Source organism: Mangrovimicrobium sediminis (assembly GCF_004745945.1).
Lineage (GTDB): Bacteria > Pseudomonadota > Gammaproteobacteria > Pseudomonadales > Halieaceae > Mangrovimicrobium > Mangrovimicrobium sediminis.
This window is the reverse complement of sequence record NZ_SRLE01000017.1, coordinates 65,888-92,686: the sequence shown is the minus strand read 5'-3', so window position 1 is coordinate 92,686 and position 26,799 is coordinate 65,888. Positions and strand designations below refer to the sequence as shown.

Annotated in this window: 23 protein-coding genes and 2 tRNA genes; 18 read left to right on the top strand and 7 right to left on the bottom strand. The window is 66.2% G+C overall.

Features of this window, described 5'->3' with window-relative positions; genetic code table 11:
- Positions 1–51 precede the first annotated feature (51 nt).
- Positions 52–1,374 carry a heterodisulfide reductase-related iron-sulfur binding cluster gene (locus E4634_RS20400; RefSeq protein WP_135446528.1) on the top strand — a complete coding sequence of 441 codons (1,323 nt, stop codon included), beginning with the start codon at positions 52–54 and terminating at the stop codon, positions 1,372–1,374.
- A gap of 14 nt (positions 1,375–1,388) precedes the next feature.
- Positions 1,389–1,985: a DUF3501 family protein gene (locus E4634_RS20395; protein WP_135446527.1), complete on the top strand. Its 597-nt coding sequence runs from the start codon at positions 1,389–1,391 to the stop codon at positions 1,983–1,985.
- Between the two features lie 84 nt (positions 1,986–2,069).
- On the opposite strand, the gene yhbY is transcribed toward E4634_RS20395, so the two are convergent.
- Positions 2,070–2,381 carry a ribosome assembly RNA-binding protein YhbY gene (yhbY, locus tag E4634_RS20390; RefSeq protein WP_135446526.1) on the bottom strand — a complete coding sequence of 104 codons (312 nt, stop codon included), beginning with the start codon at positions 2,379–2,381 and terminating at the stop codon, positions 2,070–2,072.
- Positions 2,382–2,482: 101 nt separating this feature from the next.
- Between yhbY and rlmE the strand changes: the two genes are divergently transcribed.
- From rlmE to E4634_RS20355, 7 genes are all read left to right on the top strand, one after another.
- Positions 2,483–3,118, top strand: a complete 636-nt coding sequence (rlmE, locus tag E4634_RS20385; protein ID WP_135446525.1) for a 23S rRNA (uridine(2552)-2'-O)-methyltransferase RlmE — start codon at positions 2,483–2,485, stop codon at positions 3,116–3,118.
- Between the two features lie 257 nt (positions 3,119–3,375).
- Positions 3,376–5,298 carry an ATP-dependent zinc metalloprotease FtsH gene (gene ftsH, locus E4634_RS20380; RefSeq protein WP_135446571.1) on the top strand — a complete coding sequence of 641 codons (1,923 nt, stop codon included), beginning with the start codon at positions 3,376–3,378 and terminating at the stop codon, positions 5,296–5,298.
- 82 nt (positions 5,299–5,380) lie between these two features.
- Complete coding sequence (gene folP, locus E4634_RS20375) at positions 5,381–6,175, top strand: dihydropteroate synthase (protein WP_135446570.1); 795 nt, start codon at positions 5,381–5,383, stop codon at positions 6,173–6,175.
- A 6-nt stretch (positions 6,176–6,181) separates the two neighbouring features.
- Positions 6,182–7,528, top strand: a complete 1,347-nt coding sequence (gene glmM, locus E4634_RS20370; RefSeq protein WP_135446524.1) for a phosphoglucosamine mutase — start codon at positions 6,182–6,184, stop codon at positions 7,526–7,528.
- Between the two features lie 68 nt (positions 7,529–7,596).
- Positions 7,597–8,340 carry a triose-phosphate isomerase gene (gene tpiA / locus E4634_RS20365; RefSeq protein ID WP_135446523.1) on the top strand — a complete coding sequence of 248 codons (744 nt, stop codon included), beginning with the start codon at positions 7,597–7,599 and terminating at the stop codon, positions 8,338–8,340.
- 38 nt (positions 8,341–8,378) lie between these two features.
- Positions 8,379–8,780 carry a preprotein translocase subunit SecG gene (secG, locus tag E4634_RS20360; RefSeq protein ID WP_135446522.1) on the top strand — a complete coding sequence of 134 codons (402 nt, stop codon included), beginning with the start codon at positions 8,379–8,381 and terminating at the stop codon, positions 8,778–8,780.
- Between the two features lie 7 nt (positions 8,781–8,787).
- A tRNA-Leu gene (locus E4634_RS20355) sits at positions 8,788–8,873 on the top strand.
- A gap of 125 nt (positions 8,874–8,998) precedes the next feature.
- On the opposite strand, the gene E4634_RS20350 is transcribed toward E4634_RS20355, so the two are convergent.
- On the bottom strand, positions 8,999–9,796 hold the full coding sequence (locus tag E4634_RS20350; protein WP_135446521.1) for a TonB family protein: 798 nt from the start codon (positions 9,794–9,796) through the stop codon (positions 8,999–9,001).
- Positions 9,797–9,938: 142 nt separating this feature from the next.
- Positions 9,939–11,858, bottom strand: coding sequence for an acyltransferase family protein (locus E4634_RS20345; RefSeq protein WP_135446520.1), 1,920 nt, complete (start codon positions 11,856–11,858; stop codon positions 9,939–9,941).
- Positions 11,859–12,332: 474 nt separating this feature from the next.
- Between E4634_RS20345 and E4634_RS20340 the strand changes: the two genes are divergently transcribed.
- The 9 genes from E4634_RS20340 to E4634_RS20300 all read left to right on the top strand — a co-directional run bounded on the left by E4634_RS20340 (position 12,333) and on the right by E4634_RS20300 (position 22,195).
- A tRNA-Met gene (locus E4634_RS20340) sits at positions 12,333–12,409 on the top strand.
- Between the two features lie 87 nt (positions 12,410–12,496).
- On the top strand, positions 12,497–12,952 hold the full coding sequence (gene rimP, locus E4634_RS20335; protein WP_135446519.1) for a ribosome maturation factor RimP: 456 nt from the start codon (positions 12,497–12,499) through the stop codon (positions 12,950–12,952).
- 28 nt (positions 12,953–12,980) lie between these two features.
- Positions 12,981–14,474 carry a transcription termination factor NusA gene (nusA, locus tag E4634_RS20330; RefSeq protein ID WP_135446518.1) on the top strand — a complete coding sequence of 498 codons (1,494 nt, stop codon included), beginning with the start codon at positions 12,981–12,983 and terminating at the stop codon, positions 14,472–14,474.
- A gap of 52 nt (positions 14,475–14,526) precedes the next feature.
- The gene (gene infB / locus E4634_RS20325; protein WP_135446517.1) at positions 14,527–17,214 is read left to right on the top strand and encodes a translation initiation factor IF-2; all 2,688 of its coding nucleotides are present in this window, start codon (positions 14,527–14,529) and stop codon (positions 17,212–17,214) included.
- 15 nt (positions 17,215–17,229) lie between these two features.
- On the top strand, positions 17,230–17,628 hold the full coding sequence (gene rbfA / locus E4634_RS20320; protein WP_135446516.1) for a 30S ribosome-binding factor RbfA: 399 nt from the start codon (positions 17,230–17,232) through the stop codon (positions 17,626–17,628).
- Between the two features lie 3 nt (positions 17,629–17,631).
- Entirely contained in the window at positions 17,632–18,558 is a 927-nt protein-coding gene (gene truB / locus E4634_RS20315; protein ID WP_135446515.1) for a tRNA pseudouridine(55) synthase TruB, read from the top strand.
- Positions 18,559–18,777: 219 nt separating this feature from the next.
- A complete protein-coding gene (rpsO, locus tag E4634_RS20310) occupies positions 18,778–19,047 on the top strand; it encodes a 30S ribosomal protein S15 (protein ID WP_135446514.1) in 270 nt (89 codons plus the stop codon).
- Between the two features lie 60 nt (positions 19,048–19,107).
- Positions 19,108–21,231, top strand: a complete 2,124-nt coding sequence (gene pnp / locus E4634_RS20305) for a polyribonucleotide nucleotidyltransferase (protein ID WP_135446513.1) — start codon at positions 19,108–19,110, stop codon at positions 21,229–21,231.
- A 340-nt stretch (positions 21,232–21,571) separates the two neighbouring features.
- Complete coding sequence (locus E4634_RS20300) at positions 21,572–22,195, top strand: putative 2OG-Fe(II) oxygenase (protein ID WP_135446512.1); 624 nt, start codon at positions 21,572–21,574, stop codon at positions 22,193–22,195.
- A 43-nt stretch (positions 22,196–22,238) separates the two neighbouring features.
- Here E4634_RS20300 and E4634_RS20295 read toward each other — a convergent pair whose 3' ends face one another.
- From E4634_RS20295 to E4634_RS20280, 4 genes are read right to left on the bottom strand one after another with little or no spacing between them, the layout of a single operon-like run.
- A complete protein-coding gene (locus E4634_RS20295) occupies positions 22,239–22,853 on the bottom strand; it encodes a TIGR02466 family protein (RefSeq protein WP_135446511.1) in 615 nt (204 codons plus the stop codon).
- A gap of 30 nt (positions 22,854–22,883) precedes the next feature.
- Complete coding sequence (locus E4634_RS20290; RefSeq protein ID WP_135446510.1) at positions 22,884–25,493, bottom strand: fused MFS/spermidine synthase; 2,610 nt, start codon at positions 25,491–25,493, stop codon at positions 22,884–22,886.
- 49 nt (positions 25,494–25,542) lie between these two features.
- The gene (locus tag E4634_RS20285; RefSeq protein ID WP_135446509.1) at positions 25,543–26,169 is read right to left on the bottom strand and encodes a HupE/UreJ family protein; all 627 of its coding nucleotides are present in this window, start codon (positions 26,167–26,169) and stop codon (positions 25,543–25,545) included.
- A 7-nt stretch (positions 26,170–26,176) separates the two neighbouring features.
- Positions 26,177–26,791, bottom strand: coding sequence for a HupE/UreJ family protein (locus E4634_RS20280; RefSeq protein WP_135446508.1), 615 nt, complete (start codon positions 26,789–26,791; stop codon positions 26,177–26,179).
- Positions 26,792–26,799: the final 8 nt, after the last annotated feature.

The window sequence follows — 26,799 nt, the reverse complement described above, 5'->3', positions numbered from 1 at the left end:
GGCCACCGAGGTCGCCGCCGGGTCGCTTGTGGCTATCGCGAGGAAATCACCGTGAGAGAAGGCAGTCTCGAAGCGCCGACACGGCACCCCATTGACTGGAAATCCGACGACTACTGGGACAAGGACGCCCTCTATTCCGAACTGGAGCGGGTCTACGACATCTGCCACGGCTGCCGCCGCTGCGTCAGCCTGTGCGAGTCGTTCCCGACACTGTTCGACCTGGTGGATGAGTCTGAAACCCTCGAGGTCGACGGCGTTGCCAAGTCCGATTACAACAAGGTCGTCGACCACTGTTACCTGTGCGACCTGTGCTACATGACCAAGTGTCCCTACGTGCCGCCGCACGAGTGGAACGTGGATTTTCCGCACCTTATGCTGCGCGCCAAGGCGGTCAAGTTCCGCGAGGAGGGCGCGCGGCTGCGCGACCGGGTGCTGACCAGCACCGATACCGTGTTCGGCCTGTCCTCGGTTCCGCTGGTGGATGTCACGGTCAACGCGGTGAATCGTTCCAGCGGCGTGCGCAAGGTGCTGGAGTCGACGATGGGCCTGCATCGCGAAGCGCCGGTGCCCGAATTTCACAGCAAGACCATGCGCAAGAAGGTGGGCGCCCTGGTGCGCGAGATCGCGCCCAAAGCCGTGGGCGACACCACCGGCAAGGTGGCGCTGTACGCGACCTGCTACGGCAACTATACGACGCCCGATCTCGGCGAGGATTTCGTCAAGGTCTACCAGCACAACGGTATCCACATCGACGTGGTGCCGAAGGAAAAATGCTGCGGCATGCCTAAGCTGGAACTGGGCGACCTCGATGCCGTGGACAAGCTCAAGCAGGCCAACATCCCGGTGCTGGCGGCGCTGGTCGACGCCGGTTACGACCTGATCGCGCCGATTCCCTCCTGCGTGTTGATGTACAAGCAGGAACTGCCCTTGATGTACCCGGACGACGCCGATGTGCTCAAGGTGCAGAAGGCCTTCTTCGACCCCTTCGAATACCTGTGGCTGCGGCACAAGGGCGGCGAGCTGAACACCGAATTCCCCAACGCCCTGGGCGAGATCGCCTACCAGGTGGCCTGCCACCTGCGGGTGCAGAACATCGGCATCAAGACCCGCGACGTGCTCGGCCTGGTGCCGGGCACCGAGGTGCAGGTGCACGAGCGCTGCTCCGGCCACGACGGCACCTACGCGGTGAAGGCGGAGACCCGGGAAAAATCGCTGAAAATCGCCCGCCCGGTCGTGCGCAAGGTCGATGCCGGTACGCCCGCCTATTTCGCCAGCGACTGCCCGATGGCCGCCAGCCATATCGCGAATCTGTCGGCGAAGGTCGACCACGCCACCCATCCCATGACGCTTCTGCGTATGGCCTACGGTCTGTGAACGAGGTGTCCGCCATGGCAAAACTGTCGCGCGATGATCTGTGGTCGCTGGAGGAATACGCCCAGGAGCGGCCCGCGTTTCGCGCCCGCGTACTGGCCCACAAGAAAACCCGGCAGGTGGCGCTGGGCCAGCACGCGCGCCTGTACTTCGAGGACGCCCTGACCATCCGCTACCAGATCCAGGAGATGCTGCGCATCGAACGGGTGTTCGAGCCGGCGGGCATCGCCGAGGAGCTGGAGGCCTACAACCCGCTGATCCCCGACGGGCAGAACTGGAAGGCCACGTTCATGCTCGAGTACGAGGACCCGGCCGAGCGCGCCCTGCGGCTGGGCGAGTTGATCGGTATCGAGGATCGCGTCTGGATGCAGGTCGCAGGTTGTGACCGGGTCTACGCGATTGCGGACGAGGACCTGGATCGGGAGACCGCCGATAAAACCTCTTCGGTGCACTTCCTGCGTTTTGAGCTCGCCCCCTCGATGATCAGCGCCCTGAATGCCGGGGCCGCGCTGGGCGCCGGTATCGACCACCCCGCCTACCCGGCGGAGCTGGTGCTGGAAGATGCGGTGCGCGAGTCGCTGCTCGCGGATCTGGTGGCGCCGACGCTCAACTAGCTGCCGCCCACTCTGGGCGGGCCTGGCGGTTGTCGGGCGCGAACCCGGAAGCGGGAAAAGAACGGAAAGAGAGCTGTGCGGTTTTTACAGCGGGCGCAGCAGGTTGGACAGTTTCGGATCCGGCTTGCTGCTGCGGCGCAGGACCAGGATGACGTTGCCGATGGCCTGCACGAGTTGTGCGCCGCAGGCTTCGCAGACGGCCTCGGCAGTAGCCGCGCGGGCGGTGCGATCACCCACGGCGAGCTTTATCTTGATCAGCTCATGTTGCTCAAGGGCGCGGTCGATCTCGCCGATAACACCTTCTGTCAGGCCCTTGCCTGCGACGGTGACGACCGGCTTCAGTTTGTGGCCGATCGCGCGCAGTTGCCGCGCGTCCTGTTTCGCTGTCATGTTCATGGTCAATCCGGGGTAAACTTGCGTCGGTTGCATCCGGCCTGGCCGGGGGCGCGTATTCTACACAAGGGCCCCGCGGCCCGGAACTGCAGCGTAGACGGTACATGGCGAAAAAGCGATCCTCGAGCAAGGCCTGGCTGAAGGAGCACCGGGACGACCCGTATGTGCAGCGTGCCCAGCGCGAGGGCTACCGCAGCCGTGCCTGCTACAAGTTGTTGGAATTGCAGGAAAAAGACCGCCTGATCCGGCCCGGCATGACAGTTGTCGACCTGGGCAGCGCGCCGGGCGGTTGGTCGCAGGTGGCGGCGGACCTGGTGGGCCACAAGGGCAGGGTGGTCGCATCGGACATCCTGCCCATGGACAATCTCGCCGGGGTGGAATTCATCCAGGGCGATTTCACCGACGACGCGGTGTTCGAGCAGATCCTTTCGGCGGTGGGCGACGCCCCGGTCGACCTGGTGGTCTCGGACATGGCGCCGAACATGAGCGGCATGACCGCGGTGGACCAGCCGCGCGCCATGTACCTGGTGGAACTGGCCCTGGACATGGCGCGCCGGGTGCTGACGCCGGGCGGCAGTTTTGTCGCCAAGGTGTTCCAGGGCGAGGGGTTCGACGACCTGGTGCGCGACGCCCGCGGCAGCTTCGAGCGGGTGGTCAACCGCAAGCCGAGCGCCTCGCGGCCGCGCTCGCGCGAGGTCTACCTCGTGGCGAGGGGGTTTCGCGGGGCAGATGAACGGTAGTCGCAATGCGACCGCCGGGGCCTTGAAACGTGGTCGAAGCGCCCCAACTGTAGTAAATTGGAGCCCTTATGACCCCCGATTTCACGCCCAACGAGCGCGCCAGGTCCCGCGGGGCCGGCGCACCGCCAGCGACTGATCAGCCGGGGCGCTGGCACCCTGTCTACAACTGAGGAGAATGGCTGTGCAGGTGCCGTCGTCAAGCTTGGCGGTGACCTCCCTCCCCGGGTAGAACGCGAGAGGAAACAGCATTGAACGATATGGTAAAAAATTTGCTGCTGTGGCTGGTGATAGCCGCGGTCTTGTTGTCGGTCTTCAACAATTTCAACATGCAGAGCCCCGCCGATACGCTGGGCTACTCCGAGTTCATCCAGGAAGTGAACCGCGACCAGGTCAGCAAGGTGCTGGTCGACGGCCTGGTGATCAGCGGCGAGCGCATGGACGGGACCCGCTTCAAGACCATCCGCCCGATGGTGGAAGATCCCAAGCTGATGGACGACCTGCTGGCGCACAACGTCGCCGTGCAGGGCAAGGAACCCGAGCAGCAGAGCGTGTGGACGCAGCTGCTGGTGGCGTCCTTCCCCATCCTTATCATCATCGCCGTGTTCATGTTCTTCATGCGCCAGATGCAGGGCGGTGCCGGCGGCCGCGGCGGCCCGATGAGCTTCGGCAAGAGCAAGGCGCGCCTGCTGGGCGAGGACCAGATCACCACCACCTTCGCCGATGTCGCCGGTGTCGACGAGGCCAAGGAGGACGTGCAGGAGCTGGTCGAGTTCCTGCGCGACCCCAGCCGGTTCCAGAAGCTCGGCGGGCGCATCCCGCGCGGTGTGCTGATGGTAGGCCAGCCGGGTACCGGTAAGACGCTGCTGGCCAAGGCCATCGCCGGCGAGGCCAAGGTGCCTTTCTTCTCCATCTCCGGTTCAGACTTTGTCGAGATGTTCGTCGGTGTCGGCGCCTCCCGCGTGCGCGACATGTTCGACCAGGCCAAGAAGCAGTCTCCCTGCATTATCTTCATCGACGAGATCGACGCTGTCGGCCGCCATCGCGGCGCCGGCCTGGGTGGCGGTCACGACGAACGCGAGCAGACCCTCAACCAACTGCTGGTGGAGATGGACGGCTTCGAGGTGAACGACGGCGTGATCGTGATCGCCGCGACCAACCGTCCCGACGTGCTCGACCCGGCGCTGCTGCGCCCTGGCCGCTTCGACCGCCAGGTGGTGGTCGGCCTGCCCGACATCCGCGGCCGCGAGCAGATCCTCAAGGTGCACATGCGCAAGGTGCCGCTGGGCGAGGACGTCGAGCCCGCACGCATCGCCCGCGGTACGCCCGGCTTCTCCGGCGCCGACCTGGCCAACCTGGTCAACGAAGCCGCCCTGTTTGCCGCGCGCGCCAACCTGCGCACCGTCGGCATGCAGCAGTTCGAGCTGGCCAAGGACAAGATCATGATGGGCGCCGAGCGCAAGTCCATGGTCATGTCCGAGCACGAGAAGCGCAACACCGCCTACCACGAGGCCGGCCACGCCATCGTCGGCCGCCTGATGCCCGAGCACGATCCGGTGTACAAGGTGAGCATCATCCCCCGCGGCCGCGCCCTGGGTGTGACCATGTTCCTGCCGGAGGAAGACCGCTACAGCCACAGCCGCCGGCACATCGTCAGCCAGGTGTGCAGCCTGTTCGGAGGGCGTATCGCCGAGGAGATGACCCTGGGTCGCGACGGCATTACCACCGGCGCCTCCAACGACATCAAGCGCGCCACCGAGATCGCGCGCAAGATGGTCACCCAGTGGGGCCTGTCCGAGAAAATGGGCCCGCTGATGTACGACGAGGGCGACGAGGAAGTGTTCCTCGGGCGCAGCGCGGCGCAGCCCCACCAGGGTATCTCCGACGAGACCGCCACGCAGATCGACAAGGAAGTGCGCAGCATCATCGACGACTGCTACGAGACTGCCCAGCAGCTGCTCGAGGAAAACGTCGACAAGCTGCACATGATGGCCGACGCCCTGATGCAGTACGAGACCCTCGATTCCGAGCAGATCGACGACATCATGTCGGGCCGCAAGCCGCGCGCCCCGCAGGGTTGGGGCGACGACTCGCCCAGCGGCGGTGCCGCAGTCAGCGCCAAGGAGGATCGCAAGGACTCCTCCGGCAGCTCCCCCATCGGCGGTCCGGCGGGCGAGCACTGAACCAGCCTTGCCTGCCGTGACAGACCCGACCCCGGCGCTGAACTGCGCCGGGCGTCGGTTGGACCTCTCCCGCCCATGCGTGATGGGCATCATCAATACGACCCCCGACTCCTTCTCCGACGGCGGCGCGCTGTATGCCGGTGCCCGCCTGGATCTCGACAGCGCCCTGCGCCGTGCCGAGGCCATGGTCGAGGAGGGTGCGGCGATCCTCGATATTGGCGGCGAATCCACGCGTCCCGGTGCCGCGCCGGTGAGCGAGGCGCAGGAGATGGACCGCGTGTTACCCCTGGTCGAACGCATCGCCGCCAGCCTGGACGTGGTGATCTCCGTGGATACCAGTACACCGGCGCTGATGCGCGAGGCGGCCGCCCGCGGTGCGGGCCTGATCAACGATGTGCGCGCCCTGCGCCGGGAGGGGGCCCTGGAGGCCGCCGCGGCGACCGGCCTGCCCGTGTGCCTGATGCACATGCGCGGGGAACCCGGCGATATGCAGCATGCTCCAAGCTACGCCGACGTGGTCGCCGAGGTGCGCGAGTTCCTGTGCGAGCGCTCTGACGCCTGTCGTGCCGCAGGGATCGACACGCAGCGCCTGTTGTGGGACCCGGGCTTCGGCTTCGGCAAGACCGTCGAGCACAACCTCGCCCTGCTGCGTGGCCTGCCGCAGCTGGCCGCGGAGGGTTTTCCCCTGCTGGCCGGCTTGTCGCGCAAGTCGATGATCGGCAAACTCATCGGCCGTGAGGTGGACCAGCGACTGCCCGCCAGCCTGGCCCTGGCGCTGCTGGCCGCCCAGCGCGGCGCGCGCATCCTGCGCTGCCACGATGTCGCCGCCACGGTCGATGCCCTGGCCATGCTGGCGGCGGTAGAAGCAACGGAATAGGACATAATGAAGAAACGCTTTTTCGGTACCGACGGTATCCGCGGTACGGTGGGAGAGGGGGCGATCACCCCGGATTTCATGCTCAAGCTGGGCTGGGCCTGCGGCCGCGTGTTCTCGCAGCAGGCGGGCAAGGCGCGCAGCCGGGTGATCATCGGCAAGGACACCCGGGTCTCCGGCTATATGTTCGAGTCCGCCCTGGAGGCGGGCCTGGTCGCCGCGGGTGTCGATGTGCGCCTGCTCGGCCCCATGCCGACGCCGGCGGTGGCCCTGATGACCCGCACCCTGGCCGCCGACGCCGGCATCGTCATTAGTGCCTCGCACAACCCGTTCGACGACAACGGCATCAAGTTTTTCTCCGCCAGTGGCACCAAGCTGCCCGACGCCATGGAACTGGCGATCGAGGCCCAGCTGGATGAACCGCTGGTGACCGTTGGCCCGCGCGAGATCGGCAAGGTCACGCGCCTGGTGGATGCCGCCGGGCGCTACATCGAATACTGCAAATCCACCGTACCGGACAGCTTCAGCCTGCGCGGCATGCGCCTCGCCGTGGACTGTGCCCACGGCGCCACCTACCACATCGCCCCCAGCGTATTCGCCGAACTGGGCGCCGAGGTGGTGAGCCTGGGCGTGCAGCCGGACGGTTTCAACATCAACGCCGGGGTCGGCTCCACCGACACCGCGGCACTCGCCGCCCTGGTGCGCGAGCGCGGGGTGGACCTGGGTATCGCCTTCGACGGCGACGGCGACCGGGTGCTGTTCGTGGACGCCGATGGCAGCGTGGTGGATGGCGACGAGTTGCTGTACATCATCGCCCGGCACCGCCTGGCGGTGGGCCGCCAGGAAGTGGGCGTGGTCGGCACGCTGATGTCAAACCTCGGGCTGGAACTGGCCCTGCGCGAGGCCGGCCTGGACTTTGCCCGCGCCAGGGTCGGCGACCGCTATGTAAAGGAAATGATGGAAGAGCGCGGCTGGCGCCTGGGCGGGGAGTCCTCCGGCCACATCATCTGCAGCGATATGGCCACGACGGGCGACGGTATTGTCGCCGCCCTGCAGGTGTTGCGCGCCATTGTCGATTCCGGCGAATCGCTGGCGCAGTTGCGCGCCGGGATGACCAAGTTTCCGCAAACCATGATCAACGTGCGCGCGGCCGGCGACGTCGATCTCGACGCCCGCCCGGCTATCGCCGCTGCCGTGGACAAGGTAGAGGCCGCCCTGGGTGATCGCGGGCGCGTGCTGCTGCGTCCCTCGGGTACGGAGCCCGTGGTGCGTGTTATGGTAGAGGGCGAGGATGCCGGTATGGTCCGGCAGTTGTGTGAAGGCCTGGCCGCGGATGTCGAGCGCCATCTCGCCTGAGGTGAGCGCCTTGCCTGGGCCTGCCTTCTTCTGTAAGATTGCCGCCGCTTTGCGGCCTGGGGGTAAAGATGCGTCGTCCGCTGGTTGCGGGTAACTGGAAAATGCACGGTAGCCGCGAGAGCGTGCGGGAACTGTTGCAGGGTTTACTCGATGGCGTGTCCGAGGGGCCGACCGAAGTGGCGGTGTGTCCGACCTTCGTACACCTGGCCCAGGCGCTCGAGGCCTGTGATGGTTCGGCGCTGGCGGTAGGCGCACAGGACTGCAGCCACCTGCAGAGCGGTGCCTGTACCGGCGATATCGCCCCCGCCATGCTGGCGGACCTCGGTTGTGACTGGGTCATTCTCGGCCACTCGGAGCGCCGCGCGTTCCACGCCGAGAGCGATGAGCTGATCTCGTCCAAGCTGGTCGCCGCGGTAGAGGCGGGCCTGAAGCCCATCCTCTGTGTCGGCGAGACCCGCGAGCAGCGCGAGGCCGGTGACGCCGAGACGGTGGTGGCCGGGCAGTTACGCGGTGCGCTGCAGGGAATCGAGATTCCCGCGAACCTGGTGGTGGCCTACGAGCCGGTCTGGGCGATCGGCACCGGCCTCACGGCCACGCCGGAGCAGGCCCAGGCCATGCACGGATTCATCCGCGGCGAACTGGCCGCGGTGGGTGTCGCCGATGCGTCACAGACGCGCTTGCTGTACGGCGGCAGCGTCAAACCCGGCAACGCGGCGGAACTGTTCGCCCAGCCGGACATCGACGGCGCCCTGGTGGGAGGTGCCGCCCTGGTAGCGGCGGACTTCCTGGCAATCGTCGCTGCGGCGGCGTAAACGAATTTGCGATGTCCCCGCGGGGGACAGGATAGGAAATGCTTCAGATAATTTTGGTGGTCCACCTGATCGTGGCATTGGGCATTATCGGCCTGATCATGCTGCAGCAGGGCAAGGGCGCAGATATCGGCGCCTCATTTGGTGCCGGTGCCTCGCAGACGCTATTCGGCGCCTCCGGCAGCGGCAACGCGCTGACCCGGGCGACCGCCTGGCTGGTCGCGGTGTTTTTCGCCACCAGTTTCGGCCTTGCGGTCCTTGCCACCCAGCAGTCGGATACTGTGAACGACCTGGGTATTGAAATTCCCGCGGCGCAGGAGCAAGCTGCCGCACCAGCTGTGACGGGCGAGGAAGTGCCCAGCGTGGAGAGCGACATCCCCACCGCCAGCAGCACCGACGCCGACCTCCCCAGCGGGGACGTCCCGGTCGTCGAGGAGAACTGAGTCCCACGCCGAAGTGGTGGAATTGGTAGACACGCTATCTTGAGGGGGTAGTGAGCTATGCTCGTGCGGGTTCAAGTCCCGCCTTCGGCACCAACACCTGCAAAGCCCGGCACACGCCGGGCTTTGTGCATTCTGCGCCCATCAATTTCACCCAAAAAGGGCTCTGACCCCAGGGGAGGGGTCAGAGCCCTTTTTGGTTGGAAATGATGCGCCCGGGCTTACTCGAGTTCGAAACTGAACCGGTGGCCGACGCCGTGGCGCTCCACCGGGACGCCGTCCTGTAACTCGACGCGATAGCGGAACTGCTTCGCCGCATCGATGGCTGCGGCGTCGAACACGCCGGCGGGCACCGAGCGGATGATGTTGAAATGGGTCGTCCGGCCGTCGCGGTCGACGCAGTACTCCAACTCCACGAAACCCTCGATACCCGCCTGCAGGGCGTGCTCCGGGTACACCGGCTGGAATTTGGCCACGCCGTGCTGCTCGAGCATGGCCTGGATCTCGTTCTCGGACGGTGCCTCGGGCTGTGGCGGCTTGAACAACTCCATCGTGGAAAGGGCATTCTGGTCGCCGAGCTCCGCCGCCCGCGACAGGTAGCGAAATGCCGTCCGCGTGTTTTGCGGGACCCCTTTGCCCATGAGGTAGATCACCCCGAGATTGCGGATGGCGTCGGCATCGTCCTGGTTGGCGGCCAGGGTGAACCAGTAGATGGCCTGGCCAGTGTCGGCCATGACTCCCGTGCCATCGTAGTACAGCGAACCGAGGAAGGCCTGGCCGCGCGGGATGCCGCGCTCGGCCGACTCCCGGCACCAGCGGTAGGCCTGGTCTGCATCTTCGGGGTAGCTCCCGGTGCCGAGCGCATAGCCCTGGCAGCGCGTCTGCACCTCGGTATCGTCGATGGGCTGCACGTCCATGGGCCGGGCTGGCTCCACAGCAGCGCCCACACTGACGCTCGCCAGGGCCAGCAGGGCCGTCGCGGTGGCGAGGGTCGTGCGCAGGGGGTGGATCAACATCATTTCTGGCTTTCCCGGAATTGGTACGAAATGGTCCTGATTCTAGCAGCGCGCCTGTCGATGCGGGGCTTTCACCACCTCATTCCGGGAGATTGTGCACATTTTTACTACCCGGGCGCGGGCTGCATGAGGCCCAGAGCGCGGTTCAATTGCGCTGCCCGGCGGGTGGCCGCATCAGGGCAGAGAGGTCGAGGCTGGCGCGCAGGCGCTGCGCCATCAGGCGGGCGCCCTCGGGGGAGAAGTGGTGGTGGTCGATATACAGCAGTTCGCCACCGAGGATGACGTCACAGTGCGCCGGGCACTGGATCGAGGCGATGTCGATCACCGGCACGTCGACAGGCAGTGCCTCCCGCATGGCCTGCAGCAGTTCGGGGTGGCGGTCCGCCGAGGCGGCGACTGCGCGGTTGGGGTCGGGTTCGTCGCGTGCGCCGTTAAGCAGGATAGGTACCTTTGCCGGGAAGGTGATGCGCGGTCCGAAGACGGCGATCGCGTTGCCGGAGGTTTGCAGGTGGGCCAGGGTCGCGACCAGGTTCTCGAGGTTCTGTTCCTTCCAGAGTGCCGCTACCACGACGAGATCCAGTGGTTGGAATACCAACTCGTTCAGGCGCAGGGCATTCAGCCGCTGGCAGTTGTCGTACTTGTGCTCGACCAGTTCCAGCAGCGGGCCGCAGCCGCCCGCTGTCGCCTGCAGGAAATGGATCTCTGGGTAGGCGACGGACAGCATCACATAGGTATCTGCGGCGAGACTGTCGCCTATCACCAGGACGTTGCGTTCACCGGGCACCGGGCTGGCGCAATGGCCGCGGTCGTAGTCCTCGAAGTCAGTATCCTCTTTCAGGTTGCAGCGCCCGGTGCGGATAGCCTCGCGCCGCTCCCTGCGCCCCTGGAGAGCGGCGAGTTCGACATTCCCGTACTGCGACGCATAGCGTGAGGGATAACCGTCGCCTCGCCACCAGACCATTGCCAGCGCCACGCCAGCGACCACCAGGCACGCGGTCACTGGCGCAGCCAGCTGCTGCCAAGCGCCGCTGCGTGCGCTGGAATAGCGAAACGGTTTCTCGACAAGTTCGTGCAATACGGCGCCCGCGACAAGCGTGACCGCGGCCAGCGTCAGTTGCTCACCGCCGTCGGGCGCAACGAAATTCCGGCTGTACTGGTAGTACACGATGATCGGCCAGTGCACCAGGTACAGCGCGTAGGAGCGCCGGCCGATCCACAGCATGACCCGGTTGGCGTAGATGGCGCGGGACAGGCGGTTACCCTGGCTGGCGACCAGCAGCAGGCCCACAGCGCTCGCCGAGAGGGCGGTGGCCGCCGGGTCGCTGGCCTCGTCGCACGCGGCGGACAGCGCGAGGAAGGCACAGGTGGCGGCGAGACTGATGGCCGCGCCCACGCCCCAGGGTACGCGCAGTACCAGCAGCGCCACCAGCGCCCCGGCCATGAATTGGTGGACCCGGAACGGCAGCATGTAGAACACCGAGTGCGCCTGCTCTGCGGGCATGGCCAGCGACAGTGTGGCGGAGGCCGCCAGCAGCACCCCTACCAGCCACAACATATGGCGCCGGAAGAGCAGCAACAGGGCCGGCCAGAACAGGTAAAACTGCTCCTCCACGCCCAGGGACCAGGTGTGCAGCAACGGCTGCGACTGCGCCGCTGGCGCGAAATAGCCAGCGTCCATCCAGAAATGAAAGTTGCCCACGGAGAGCAGGCTGTAGGCTGCGGCGAGTGAGGTGTCCGCCAGCTGGGCCGGCGGCAGCAGGTACCAGCCCGCGGCCAGCGTGCACAGGATGGTCACTGCCAGGGCGGGCACGATGCGCCGGAAGCGGCGCAGGTAAAACTTGCCGAGGCCCAGGCCGTCGCCGCGGATGTCGTGGATCAGGTTGCGGCTGATGATAAAGCCGGAAATTACGAAGAACAGGTCGACGCCCAGGTAGCCCCCCGGGATGCCCGTCACACCGAGGTGGAACAGGAGCACGGCGAGTACCGCCAGCGCACGCATACCCTCGAGCTCGGGCAGGAATCCGCTGGTGGCCGTCCTCGCGGCAAGGCTAATCGGGGCGGTCATTCTTCAGGAAAGCATCGGGGGGCGCCGGGTGCTGCGCTTCTCGCCGCACCCGCCTGCCCGCCTGACTGAAGCGGTAATCGTCGTCGGCGCACAGTACTGCCAGCGTGACCGGCAACGGAAATGGACTGCCGCCAGTGAATGCGAGAATGTTCGAACCGAGCCTCCTGTCCCTTGTCCTTGTCCCTGCATGGAGTTCCGCTGCGGCGGCCATGCCCGCCGGTTTACACCCATTTTCCCGGCGGCTGGCGCCGCGCAGCAAAGCCTGCGCGGCCCCGATTGCGCGCGAAAACCCGCTTCAAAGTAACCTTAGGGGAAGCGATGGGCGCAAGTCACGCCCGCGGGCAAAAATAGTTGGTTTTGCCCGGTTGACCGACAGGGGGGTGCTACCTATAATGCACACCCTCGAATTTGGGGTCTGGCAGTGCCAGCTCCTGAAGTGATTGCCGAGGGGCTTTCACATCGAGGCAGTTTTGATGCGGGGTGGAGCAGCCTGGTAGCTCGTCGGGCTCATAACCCGAAGGTCGTCGGTTCAAATCCGGCCCCCGCTACCAACTTACGTCGCCAGCTCCGAAGACCAGCGACGTTTACCGAAAAGCCCCTTTATTGGGGCTTTTTCGTACTTGGAGATTCGTGTCGGCGTGTCGAGCAAGGCGCAGCAGATTCAGCAGTTGCTTGAGCCCACCGTCGAGGCGATGGGCTATGAGCTGTGGGGCGTTGAGTTCCTGTCCCAGGGCAAGCACAGCGTGCTGCGCATCTTTATCGACGCCGAAAACGGTATTTCCGTCGACGACTGCGCGGCGGTCAGCGAGCAGGCCAGCGGCCTGCTCGACGTGGAAGACCCCATCCCGGGGGAGTACACCCTGGAGGTGTCCTCGCCGGGCATGGACCGATTGCTGTTCAAACTCGAGCAGTACCCTGCCTATGTCGGGGAGGAACTGGACCTGCGCCTGCGCAGCCCTTTCGAGGGGCGACGCAAGTTCAGGGGAATTTTGAAAGGTATCGAGGAAGGTGACGTGGTGATCCAGGTGGACGACCACGAGTACCTGCTCCCTCACGGCGTGATCGAGAAGGCGCGCATTCGACCCCGCACCTGATGCGGCCTGAGAACTGGCGAGGCGATAGATGAACAAGGAAATTCTGCTGGTAGCGGAAGCGGTCTCCAACGAGAAAGGGGTGTCCGAGGACATCATCTTCGAGGCGATCGAACTCGCCCTGGCGACGGCGACCAAGAAACGCTACGAAGAGGATTCAGACATCGAGGTGACCATCGACCGCAAGAGTGGCGACTACGTCACCAAGCGTCGCTGGCTGGTCGTGCCCGATGACGAACTCGCCCTGCTCGGTACCCAGTTCACCACCGAGGAAGCCGCCGAGAAAGACGAAAGCCTGAAGCCCGGCGACATCTACGAGGAAGTCGTGGAGAACGTCGGCTTTGGCCGTATCGCCGCACAGACCGCCAAGCAGGTGATCGTGCAGCGCGTACGCGACGCCGAGCGCGCCCAGGTGGTGGAACAGTACATGGACCGCGTCGGCGAACTGGTCGCCGGCTCGGTGAAGAAAGTCACCCGCGACAACATCATCGTGGACCTGGGCAACAACGCCGAGGGCCTGCTGCCGCGCGGTGAGCTGGTCGGCCGCGAGACCTTCCGCGTCAACGATCGCGTGCGCGCGATTCTCAAGGAAATCAGCACTGAATCCCGCGGCCCGCAGCTGATCCTCAGCCGCGCCTGCCCGGAAATGCTGATCGAGCTGTTCAAGATCGAGGTACCGGAAATTTCCGAGGGCGTGATCCAGATCCGCGCCGCCGCCCGCGACCCGGGTTCGCGCGCCAAGATCGCGGTGAAGACCAACGACCAGCGCATCGACCCGGTCGGCGCCTGTGTCGGTATGCGCGGCTCGCGCGTGCAGGCGGTCTCCAACGAACTGGACAACGAGCGCGTGGACATCGTGCTGTGGGACGACAACCCGGCGCAGCTGGTGATCAACGCCATGGCGCCGGCGGAAGTCGAGTCCATCGTGGTCGATGAAGACTCCGGCACCATGGATGTCGCCGTGTCCGAGGACAACCTGGCCCAGGCCATCGGCCGCTCCGGCCAGAACGTGCGCCTGGCCAGCGAGCTGACCCAGTGGACCATCAACGTGATGAGCCTGGAAGACGCCGCCGCCAAGCACGAGGCCGAGACCGGCCAGATCATCGGCGTATTCTGCGAGCAGCTGGACGTGGACGAAGAGGTCGCCGAGATCCTGGTGGAAGAGGGCTTCACTACCCTCGAGGAAGTGGCCTATGTGCCGCTGGAGGAGATGACCGCGATCGAGGGCTTCGACGAGGATATCGCCGAGGAGCTGCGCGCCCGCGCCAAGGACGCCCTGCTCACCCAGGCCATCGCCTCCGAGGAGCAGCTGGGCGCTAACGAGCCCGCCGATGACCTGCTCAATATGGAAGGCATGGACCGCCACCTGGCCTTCCTGCTGGCCAGCCGCGGCATCGTGACCATGGAGGACCTCGCCGAGCAGAGCATCGAGGACCTCATCGATATCGAAGACATGACTGAAGAACGCGCCGGACAACTGATCATGACCGCGCGCGAACCCTGGTTTGCCGAGGCCGGCAACTGAGCCAGCTGCGGTGAGGCAGACGAACGGGAACAGGGATCCAGGAGAACATAGCATGGCGCAAGTGACAGTACGGCAACTCGCAGAAGTCGTGGGTGCATCCGCCGAACGTCTGCTCACGCAGATGAAAGAGGCGGGGCTGCCCCACACCAGCGCGGGAGAAGCCGTATCTGACGAGGACAAGCAGACGCTGCTCGCCTACCTCAAGCGCAGTCACGGTGAGTCCACCGAACAGCCCAAGCGCATCACCCTGAAGCGCAAGACCATCAGCACGCTGAAGACCTCGGGTTCGCAGGGCAAGAAAACCGTCAACGTGGAAGTGCGCAAGAAGCGCACCTACGTCAAGCGCGATCCCGCCGCATTGGAAGGCGAGGCGCAGGCCGACGACGTGGCGCTTGAGACCGAGGCCGAGGAGGTCGCGGTTGCCCCGGCTGTCGAGGCAGAGGCTGCCGCACCCGAGCCGGTGGTCGAGGAGCCGGTGGTCGCCGAGGTGGCGCCGGAGCCCGAGTTCGTGCCTGAACCCGAGCCGGAAGTCGTCGAAGACCCCGCCGACATGGACCCGGAAATCCTGCGCCAGCGCGCCGCCGCGCGCCGCAAGAAGCAGGAAGAGGAAGAGGCCGCCGCGCGCAAGGCCGCCATGGAGGCGCGCAAGCGCGAAGAGGAGGAGCGCAAGCGCTCCCAGGCCGAAGAGCGCACCGACAAGGTCGACAAGGCCAAGGAAACCATCAAGCGGCCCAAGCGCCTGCACGATGCGCCCCCGGCCGGCGCCGCCGATGACAGCTCGCCGAAGCGCAAGAAGCACGGTCGACTCGACCGCGCCGAACCGCTGGGTCGTGGCAAGCACCGCGGCCACAACCTGTCGCTGTCCGACCTGGACCGCGCCGAGACCGGCTACTCACGCCGTCGCGGCGGTCGCAAGAAGATGCGCGCCACCCATGAAGAGCACACCCGACACGGATTCGAGATGCCGACAGAACGCAAGGTGATCGAGGTAGAGCTGCCTGAAGCTATCTCTGTGGGCGACCTGTCCCAGCAGATGGCGGTGAAGGCCAGCGTGGTGATCAAGGAGCTGATGAAGCTCGGCGTCATGGCGACCATCAACCAGATCCTGGACCAGGACACCGCGACCCTGGTGGTCGAGGAACTGGGCCACCGGCCGCGGCTGGTCAGCGCCGACGCGCTGGAAGAGAGCCTCGAGGAATCCCTCGCCGCGCACACCGGCGAAGGCACCCCGGAGCCGCGCGCCCCGGTAGTGACGGTGATGGGTCACGTCGACCACGGCAAGACCTCGCTGCTGGACTACATCCGCAAGAGCCATGTCGCCTCGGGCGAGGCCGGCGGTATTACCCAGCACATCGGCGCGTACCACGTACAGACCGACCACGGCATGATCTCCTTCCTGGACACCCCCGGCCACGCGGCGTTTACCGCGATGCGCGCCCGCGGTGCCAAGAGTACCGACATCGTGATCCTGGTGGTGGCCGCGGACGACGGCGTCATGCCGCAGACCGAGGAAGCGGTGCAGCACGCGCGCGCCGCCGGCGTGCCGCTGATCGTCGCCATCAACAAGATGGACAAGGAAGGCGCCGATCCGGACCGCGTCAAGAACGAATTGTCCGCCAAGGAAGTCATCCCTGAAGAGTGGGGCGGTGATACCCAGTTCATCCCGGTTTCCGCGCACACCGGCGAAGGCGTCGACGCGCTGCTGGAAGCGGTGCTGCTGCAGTCCGAACTGCTCGAATTGCAGGCGCCGCGCGATGTGCCCGCCCAGGGTATCGTGCTGGAATCGCGCCTGGACAAGGGCCGCGGCCCGGTGGCCTCGCTGCTGGTGCAGACCGGTACCCTGCGCCGCGGCGACATCGTGCTCGCCGGCCTGCAGTACGGCCGTGTGCGCGCCATGCTCGACGAGAACGGCCAGCCGATCGAAGAGGCCGGCCCCTCCATCCCGGTAGAGATCCTCGGCCTCGACGGCACGCCCGACGCCGGCGACCCCTTCGCCGCGGTGGAGAGCGAGAAGCGCGCGCGCGACATCGCCGATTTCCGCCAGGAGAAGAGCCGCGATACCAAGCTGGCGCGGCAGCAGGCCGCCAAGCTGGACAACATGTTCGAGAGCATGGCCGCGGGCGAGAAGAAGACGCTCAACGTGGTGGTCAAGGCCGATGTGCGCGGTTCGCTGGAAGCGATACAGTCTGCACTGCTCGACCTCGGCAACGACGAGGTGCAGGTCAACATCGTCTCCAGCGGTGTCGGCGGTATCGCCGAGACAGACGTCAACCTGGCGATTACCGCCGGTGCCGTGGTCTTCGGTTTCAACGTGCGTGCCGACAACGCCGCGCGCAAGCTGATCGAGAACGAGGGCGTGGACCTGCGTTACTACAACGTGATCTACGACCTGATCGACGACGTCAAGTCGGCCCTGTCCGGCATGCTGGCGCCGGAGATGCGCGAGGAAATCCTCGGTATCGCCGAAGTGCGCGACGTCTTCCGCTCGCCGAAGTTCGGCGACATCGCCGGCTGTATGGTCACCGAGGGTACCGTGTACCGCTCGCGCCCGATCCGCGTGCTGCGCGACAACGTGGTGGTCTACGAGGGCGAGCTGGAATCCCTGCGCCGCTTCAAGGACGATGCCAGCGAAGTGCGCAACGGCATGGAGTGCGGTATCGGCGTGAAGAACTACAACGACGTGAAGGTCGGCGACCTGATCGAAGTGTACGAAGTGAAGGAGGTCGCCCGCTCCCTGTAAGGGGGCGGTGCTGCAATGGCCAGGGAATTTTCCCGCACCCAGCGCGTGGCGGATCACCTGCAGCGCGAGCTCGCGGTGCTGTTGCAGCGCGAGGTGCGCGACCCGCGGGTCGGTATGGTCAGCGTGACCGGTGTCCAGGTCAGCCGCGACCTCGGTCACGCCAAGGTGTATTACACGCTGCTCGGTGCGGACTCCGCCGCCGAGGCAGAGAAGGTCACCGAGGTGCTCAACGGCATGGCCGGTTTCCTGCGCAGCCAGCTGTCCCGCGACAGCACCATGCGCAGCGTGCCGCAACTGCGTTTCTATTTCGACAGCAGCGTGGGTCGCGGCCGCGAGATGGAAGCGCTGATTCGCAAGGCCGCCGATGCCGACCGCGAACTGGGCCTGCGCGACGACCCGGCGGAGGACCAGTAGCCCGTGGCGCGGCGACGCAAGGGGCGGCCGATAGACGGTATCCTGGTGTTGGACAAGCCCTCGGGCATGAGCTCCAACCAGGCGTTGCAGATCGCCAAGCGCCTGTTTTTTGCGGCCAAGGCGGGCCACACCGGCAGCCTGGACCCGCTGGCCACCGGCGTACTGCCGCTGTGTTTCGGCGAGGCGACGAAGTTTTCCCAGTACCTGCTGGACGCCGACAAGGCCTATGCCAGCACCGTAATAATGGGTGCCACTACTGCCACCGGCGATGCCGATGGCGAGTTGCTCGAGGAGCGCGACGCCAGCGATCTCACCGAGTCGGATGTCGCCACAGCCCTGCGCGGCTTCGAGGGCGAGATCGAGCAGGTGCCGTCGATGTACTCGGCGATCAAGCGCGACGGCCAGCCGCTGTACAAGCTGGCGCGCCAGGGCATCGAGGTGGAGCGCGAGGCGCGGCGGGTAGAGATCAAGCGGCTGGAACTGCGCGCGTTTCGCGCAGGTCCGAAACCCGAGGCGGACATCTACCTGGAGTGCAGCAAAGGGACGTATGTGCGCTCCCTGGCCGAAGACCTCGGCAAGGTGCTCGGTTGCGGCGCCCATGTCGGCGCCCTGCGCCGCACCCAGGCCGGGCCGTTCGGCCTGCAGGACGCGGTTACCCTGCAGACCCTGGAGAGCCTGAAACAGAATGACGAACTGGCGCGGATGGACGGCCTGCTGCTGCCCGCCGACACCGCGTTGGATGCTTTGCCCCTGGTACGCCTGACGGAATCCGGCGGATTCTACCTGCGCCAGGGCCAGCCGGTGCTGGTGCCAAATGCACCGTGCAATGGTATTGTGCGCGTCGCCCTGGAAAGCGGCGAATTCCTCGGGGTAGGGGAAATCTTGGACGACGGGCGCGTGGCGCCCCGTCGACTGGTGGTGAGTCGCTGACAGCGGCTCGCCGGCGGCGCAGGAAGCGCTGCCACTGGCCCTCGGCCAGGTGTGCTCCCACAGGGGGCGTGTGCGGTGGGCGACAGGACGTCGCTGGCCGTGCCGCAGTACAGCCACCGTTGGGTGGCGCGAACCTGTCTGTCAATCTGCACGGACAGGCTCTTTCATTAACGCGGGCGGTGTGCCGCCCCGGGCAGATTACGTAAGAGGAAATGAAAAATGGCTTTGAACGCTGAGCAAAAAGCAGCAATCGTCAAAGAGTACCAGACAGGTGAGGGCGATACCGGTTCCCCCGAAGTACAGGTCGCGCTGTTGTCAGCGAATATCGACCAGCTGCAGGGACACTTCCAGCAGCACAAGGGCGACCACCACTCACGTCGCGGCCTGATCCGCATGGTCAACCAGCGCCGCAAACTGCTGGACTACCTGAAGCGCAAGGATGTCGCGCGTTACAGCGACCTGATCAAGCGTCTGGGTCTGCGCCGCTAAGCTGCTTGAACCACCGGGGGCCATGCCCCCGGTTGTCATTATTGGAATTGGAGAAAAAGAGTGAATCCAGTAACTAAAACTTTCCAGTACGGTGGTCAGACCGTCACCCTGGAAACCGGCCGTATCGCCCGCCAGGCGACCGGTTCGGTCCTGGTGACCGTCGAGAACACCTCGGTACTGTGTACCGTCGTGGCCGAAAAGGCCCCGCAGCCGGGCAAGGACTTCTTCCCCCTGGCTGTCCACTACATCGAAAAGACCTACTCCGTAGGCAAGATCCCTGGCGGTTTCTTCAAGCGCGAAGCCCGACCCAGTGAGAAGGAGACCCTGACTTCGCGCCTGATCGACCGTCCTATCCGCCCGCTGTTCCCCAATGGTTTCATGAATGAGGTACAAGTGGTTTGTACCGTGATGTCGGCGGACAAGGACATCGACCCGGATATCCCCGCCATGATCGGCACCTCCGCCGCCCTGGCCATCTCCGGCGTACCTTTCGGCGGCCCGATCGGCGGTGCCCGCGTCGGTTTCACCGAGAGCGAAGGCTACCTGCTGAACCCCACCTACTCGAAGCTGAAAGAGTCCAAGCTCGACATGGTCGTCGCCGGCACCGCCGACGCGGTCCTGATGGTGGAGTCCGAGGCCAAGGAACTGACCGAAGACCAGATGCTGGGCGCCGTGCTGTTCGCGCACCAGGAACTGCAGACCGTCATTCAGGCGATCAACGAGCTGGCGGCGGAAGCCGGCAAGCCGCGCTGGGAATGGCAGGCGCCCGCGGTCAACGAAGAACTGCTGGCGGCGGTTGAAGCACAGGCCAAGGCCGACCTCGGCGAAGCCTACCGCATCACCGAGAAGGCCGCGCGCTACGAGCGCGTCAGCCAGATCCGCGACGCCGCTGTGGCAGCACTGGCGAGCGAGGAAGGCCCCAGCGCCGACGAAGTGAAGGACATCTTCAAGAAAGTCGAGAAGAACCTGGTGCGCAAGCGCATCCTGGCCGGCGAGCCGCGCATCGACGGTCGCGACACGCGCACCGTGCGCGCCATCGCCTGCGAAGTCGACCTGCTGGCCAAGGCCCACGGTTCCGCCCTCTTCACCCGCGGCGAAACCCAGGCTATCGGCGCCGTCACCCTGGGTTCCACCCGTGACGCGCAGATCATCGACGCCCTGGAAGGCGAGCGTCGCGACCCGTTCATGCTGCACTACAACTTCCCCCCCTACTCGGTGGGCGAGGCTGGCCGCGTGGGCTTCACCAGCCGCCGCGAAACCGGCCACGGCCGCCTCGCGCGCCGCGGCCTGGCCGCCGTGCTGCCGGGTGAGGAAGAGTTCCCCTACACCGTGCGCGTGGTCTCCGAGATCACCGAGTCCAACGGTTCATCCTCCATGGCTTCCGTGTGTGTCGGCTCGCTGGCACTGATGGCCGCCGGTGTGCCGCTGAAGGCGCCGGTCGCCGGTATCGCCATGGGCCTGGTCAAGGACGGCAACCAGTTCGCCGTGCTGACCGACATCCTGGGTGACGAAGACCACCTCGGCGACATGGACTTCAAGGTCGCCGGTACCGCCGAGGGCGTCACCGCCCTGCAGATGGACATCAAGATCGAGGGCATCACCGCCCAGATCATGGAGACCGCCCTGGAACAGGCCCAGCAGGCCCGCCTGCACATCCTCGGCCAGATGAACCAGGTACTGGACAAGCCGCGTGAGGTTACCTCCGAGAACGCGCCGTCCATGGTCACCATCAAGGTCGATTCCGACAAGATCCGCGACATCATCGGTAAGGGCGGCGCTACCATCCGCTCCATCACCGAGCAGTCCGGCGCCACCGTCGACATCGACGACGACGGCACCGTGCGCATCTTCGGCCAGGACTCCGCCGCCCGCGACAAGGCCCTGGAGATGATCCAGGAAATCACCGCGGAAGCGGAAGTCGGCGCCGTCTACAACGGCACCGTCGCGCGCATCGTGGACTTCGGCGCCTTCGTCAACATCCTGCCCGGCAAGGATGGCCTGGTACACATCTCCCAGATCGCCAACGAGCGTGTGGAGAACGTGTCCGACCACCTGAGCGAAGGCCAGCAGGTGCAGGTGAAGGTCCTCGACGTCGATCAGCGCGGTCGCATCAAGCTGTCCATCAAGGAACTGCTGGATGACGAAGCCGACGCCGGCGAGCCCGCGGAGCAAGCGGCTGACTGATCGGCCGCTCGTCACAGCGAATACAGGGGGCTTCGGCCCCCTTTTTTGTGCCCGGCTGTTCTCGGTCGGGCCCTGTTGCGGGCGGGTCACGGCTGCCAGATCAGTGTGTCGGCCCTGGCGTACGGCGTGCCTTGCCGAGGCGTCACCAGCCGGTCGTCACACTTGCTTCACGTAAGATTCATAAAGACGACCGCGTAAGGCCGGATAATGGACGGTGGTTACTGTCGCGCGTCTTGCCGGAGCGCTGGCTTTCGGTGTCGGGAATAGCCGAGGTGCGTTTTTGTCCCGCGCCAGTCGCGCCTGGACCGGATCTACACCTTCCCGCGAATCGAAGGCCGACATGCACATAGAAAACCTGTTTCCCACGCCCGTCATGCGGGTGCCCGCTGCGCTGGACGAAGCGCTTATCCAGACCCTGGTTGAACATATCCGCGAGCAGCCGCGGCACCACAATACCCAGACCAACCTGCTCACTCACACCGAGCCGATGAGTGCCCGGGAGGTGGCCGAAATCGCGGACCTGCCCGCACTGCTGCAGCCCTACCTGCGAGATTTCGGCTTCCTGTTGTTTGGCGAAAACCTCGACTGGACGATCAAGGAAATGTGGATGAACGTGTCCTCTACCGGCGGCCACCAGCTCATTCACTCGCACGCCAACAGCTTTATTTCCGCCGTGCTCTATCTCACCGACGTGCACCCGTCGGCGCGCACCATCTTTCACCGCAGCATGGGTGGCGCGGACTTCGTGTTTACCAACAAGCACGCGGACAGTGCCACCACGCCCTATAACGCGGACCGCTGGGTACCCGAGGAGCTCAATCGCGGTGACCTGCTGCTGTTTCCCAGCTACATGCTGCACGCGGTGCCGCCCAACCAGGGCGAGGAGCGCATTACGGTAGCGCTCAATGCCCTGCCGCACCGGCTGAAGAGCTGGGACTACGAAGTGAATTTCGTACAGGAATAACGCGGGCTTCGCTGGGATTGATCCCGGGCGCAATGCCCGGCGCTCAGCCCACCAGCACGTTCGCGGCGATGGAGATACGCGTGCCGTCGCCGGCGCAGGGGTGGACCTGGTGTTGCAGCCAGGCCGGGAAGGCCAGCATCTGTCCGGCGTGGGGATTCACCAGGAAGCGCCCGTACAGCGTGGTCTGCTCGGAGTAGGTCAGCCCGGCGCCGGGACGCGGGTCGATCAGTTCCAGCTTGCCGCTGAACGGGTTATCCGCCACCTGCTGGTTCGAGGTCACGTAGTAGACCATGGACCAGGCGGCGTTGGGGTGGCAGTGCACGCTGTTGTACTGCCCCTGGCGCAGCAGGTTGGCCCAACCCTCGAGGGAAAAATTCATCGGTGCCTGCGCAGCATCGGCGTGGGCGAACTGGCGCAGGACGCTCTCCGCGAATTCGCGCATCCGCTGACGCAAGGTGTTGATCGCCTCGTCGTCGCGCTGCAGGAAATCCATCCCTGAATGCCAGCCGCCGACATTGCTCCGGTTCAGCCCCGCCTCGCTGTTTGCCATGTCCTGCACCAGCTCCGCCAGCCGCGCATTCAGCGTTTCGCTGTCCGGCCACAGGTAGTTGATTACCGGGGTGATGAAGGCGGGTACGGTATTGCCTGAGAGGTTCATGCCGGGTGTCCTTTTTCTTGCCTGCCCTGGTTAGCGGGCGAGGATCTGCTGTTGCAGGCGCCGTGCCCAGGGCGCCTCCGGGTTCGCCTGCTCGAGGTCCTGCAGCAGGTCCAGCGCGGCGCGCGGGTTGCTGGCGGCCAGCGAGCGCGCCATTTGCAGCAGGGGTTCATAGGCGGGCAGGAAGTCGGGGCTCATGCGCACCACCTCCAGCAGCGGCTCGCGCACCTGCTGCAGCATCGCCGCCACGTCGGCGCTGGGCCGGATACCCACGCCGGCGGCGAGGAAGGCATCGCGCGCACGCCAGTAGGCCCGCAGGCGCGCATCGAAGTCGGACTGCGACTCGCGCTCCGGCAGCAGGCTGCCGCGCAGGGGGGCCAGCGCGGCGTTGAGTTGTAACAGGCGCGCGGCCGGCGCCGCGGGCGTGCCATACACGAACGACGGCGCGCTGTAGGTGACCCTCGGGTTGTCGTCGGTATTCAGGGGGCCTTCGCCGGCGAAGGCCCGCAGGGCCCGGGCGCCGCCCAGGTAGCCGCCGAACAGGGCGAAATCAGAGTTGAGGTGCAGTTGTACCAGCTGCGCCTGCAGGGTGCGGTCGTGCACGCGCTCCAGCAGCCAGTCGTCCTGGAAGCGGTTGTCGCCCCTGCGCCCGAGCAGGCACAGCAGCGGCTGGCCGAGGCTGAAGTGCGCCAGGTGCATCTGCGCGTCCGGGAACACCTCGAGGAAACTGCGGGTGATCAGCTGCAGGGTATCCAGCTCCAGTTGGAACAGGGGCAGCCACTGGCAGAACAGGCCGTCATTCGCCAGCCGCTCGCGTACCGCGCGAAAGTGCTCCACCGTGTACAGCGATCCGGCGCCATCGCGCGAGGGGTGGAAGACCTCGGCGATGATCACGTCGTAGCTGCCGCTGTCCGCGGTGACAAAACGCCTCGCGTCCGCGGCCAGCAGTCGCGGGGGCTGGCGCCAGTCGGCTCCTTTCACATCGACGTCGAACAGCGGCATCAGCGAGAGCATCTCTGGGACCAGCTCGACGCCAGTGACCGCCAGCTGCGGGTGGTACTTGGACGCCTGCAGGGTAATGCCGGTACCGAGCCCCAGGTACAGCACGCTGCGCGCCTCGCCGTGCCAGAGCAGCGGCAGGTGGGTCTGCCGGTGGTCGGAGAAACGGCTGGCGGTGCCGCCCATGATGAAATGGTTGTTCACCGCGAGATGGCGATTGCCGTCGGGTTCCTCGATCACCGCCACAGCGGCGACCACGCCCTCGCGGTAGGCCAGCACCTGGCTGCCGTCCTGCGTGGGCACAAAGCGCAGGGGCAGCGGCGCGAACAGGATCGCAAGCAGGGCCAGCACGCCGGGTACCGCCAGCGGCCAGCGCGCGGCCCTCGCCAGCCCCGCCAGCGGCAGCAGCAGGTAGGCGGCGCACAGTGCGAGCAGGGCGAGTTTCGCGCCGAGCAGGGGCAGTGCCAGCACACCGAACAACAGCGGCGCCAGCGCGCCCCCGAGCGTGTTGATGCCCAGTACCAGTCCCAGGCCGTGAACCTGTTTGCCGCGCTGGGCGAGGTGGCTGAACAGCGCACCCATGCACACTGTCGGCAGTAAAAAAACGCTGGCCGCGACGGCGAGTTCCGCGACCAGGCCGGTGAGGTCGCCCGGCCCGAGCAGGTCGAAGATGCCGCGGTAGATAGTGTCCGTGAGCCACAGGACGGCGCTGCCCAGCAGGCAGCAGCTCGCGGTGGCGAACAATAAGGTGGTGGCAAGCCGCGCCCAGTCGTCACCTTCGCCCGCCCGGTCCAGGCGCCGCTGGTACAGGGCGGCACCCAGCGCCGTGCCCAGCAGGTACACCGTCAGTACCGCGGCGAAGCTGTAGACGGTGCCCTCCAGCACCTGGGCGAGCACGCGCACCACCAAGACCTCGAAGCCGATGCCAAGCAGTCCGGTCAGGAACAGGAGGGGAAGGATGCCGGGAGCGTCTGTCCCGACCGGGTCGCTGGCCGTTTGTCTTTGCGCAGGGGCAGCAGGCGCGGCACGGCGGGCATGGGGGAGTACCGCCGCGGCCACCGCGAAATTGACCGCGGCGAACAACAGCAGGGTGTGCTCCAGTCCCAGCCACGGCAGTAGGAAAAAGGTGGCGAGCAGTGTGCCGAGCATCGCGCCCGCGGTGTTCGCCGCGTACAGCCCGGGCATGGCTTGGTGCCCGGGCGTGCGGGCCAGCGCGAGGCGCTCCACCCCCGGCAGGGTCGCCCCCATGGCCGCGGTAGCCGGTAACAGGGCCATCAGCGAGATGCCGAAGGCGATACCCCAGTGACGCAGCGGGCCGGGGTCGGTGTCTATCCATTGCGGGATGGCGGTATTCAGGGCCGGGAGCAGGACGACGAGGGCGAGCGCCCACAGGCCGATCAACAGCTCCAGGCCGATGTACCATCTTCCGGGATGAGGGGTCTCGCGCAGGCGGCGGTTGAGGCACAGCCCACCCAGTGCGAGTCCCACAAAAAATGCGGCCAGCACCGCCAGCATGGCGATGTATTCGTGGCCCAGCGACACCGACAGCATGCGCGTCCAGGCCATCTGGTAGCCGAGGCCGGCAAAGCCTGAGCAGAGCAGGACCGCGTGCAGCAGGAGCAGGTTGCCGCGGGACGCAGGCACGGCCCGGGCCTCCGCCGCAGTGCCCTGGCCGGTGACACCCGCGCAGGTGTCACGCACCGGGCTGCCCGAGCAGGCTGAAGCCCGCGAAAATGACGCCAGCGGCGAGAATCCAGCTGCCCAGTGCGCGCACCGCGACCAGCCCCCAGTTCTGGCGCACCACGACCAGCGCGCCGGCCCCGAGCAGGGCCACCAGCAGGTAGCCGGCACAGGCGACGCCAGTGGTGTAGAGCAGCAGGGCGCGTCCCTCCAGTTCGCTGACCACGTTGGTGTAGCCGTGGCTCAGCCCGAACAACACGCTGAGGCCCAGGAAGGCAGGCATGGGCAGTGCGACCGCCGTGGCCAGCAGTGCCCCGAGCAACACGATGGAGGCGATGTTGCCCCACTGCAGCCCGGCGTCGAAACCGGGCAGCCAGCTGCCCAGCAATACGCCGATAGCGACGGCGAGGGGAAAGGCGAGCAGGTTCCAGCGGGCGCCGCGTATGCCCTGCACGGCCGCCAGTAATCCCAGGGCAACCCAGGGCACCACATGGCTGAGCGTGGTCAGGGGATGCAGCAGACCGGCATAGAACTCGCCGAAGCGGGTCGAGACCAGGTGGGCGTGGGCCGGTGTGCTGGCCAGCAGGGCGATTGGTACGAGCGCGGCGTGCCAGCGCCTTATGGGACGGTTGCGCAACATGCCGGACCTACGCCAGCCCGCTCGCGGCGGAGAGGTAGTACAGGCCGATGGCAGCGATCCCGGCGCCGCAGGCGCGGACCACAGCTGAGCCCACAGGCCAGCGCACCAGCAGGCCGATGAGAATGCCGGCGAGGTGCAGCAGGCCGGTGGAGATCACGAAGCCCACGCCGAAGGCCATCGCGTTGGCGGACTGCGGCAGTTCAGTGCCGTGGGCGTGGCCGTGGAATATGGCGAACAACCCGACCAGTACCGCCATCACCACGAGGTTGGCGCGAAAGCGGGCGGCTACGGCCAGGCCCAGCAACAGCGCGGAGAGGGCGATACCGAACTCGATGAAGGGCAGGGGCACGCCGGCCACCCCGAACAGGCCGCCGAGGGCCATGACCACGGGGAACACGACGGGCAGCAACCAGATGGCCGGGGCGCCCAGCTGCGCGCCCCACAGGCCCACGGCCACCATGGCCACCAGGTGGTCCGGGCCCATGACCGGGTGCAGCAGGCCGCTGACCAGCCCCCCGGCGACACCCTGCTCCACGTGCGCCCAGGCCGGCAGGCTGCCCAGCGTGAGTACGATCGCGGCCAGTGAGCGCCAGTACGGTGTTGTTCGCAGGCTGTCGTGCATGGTTATTC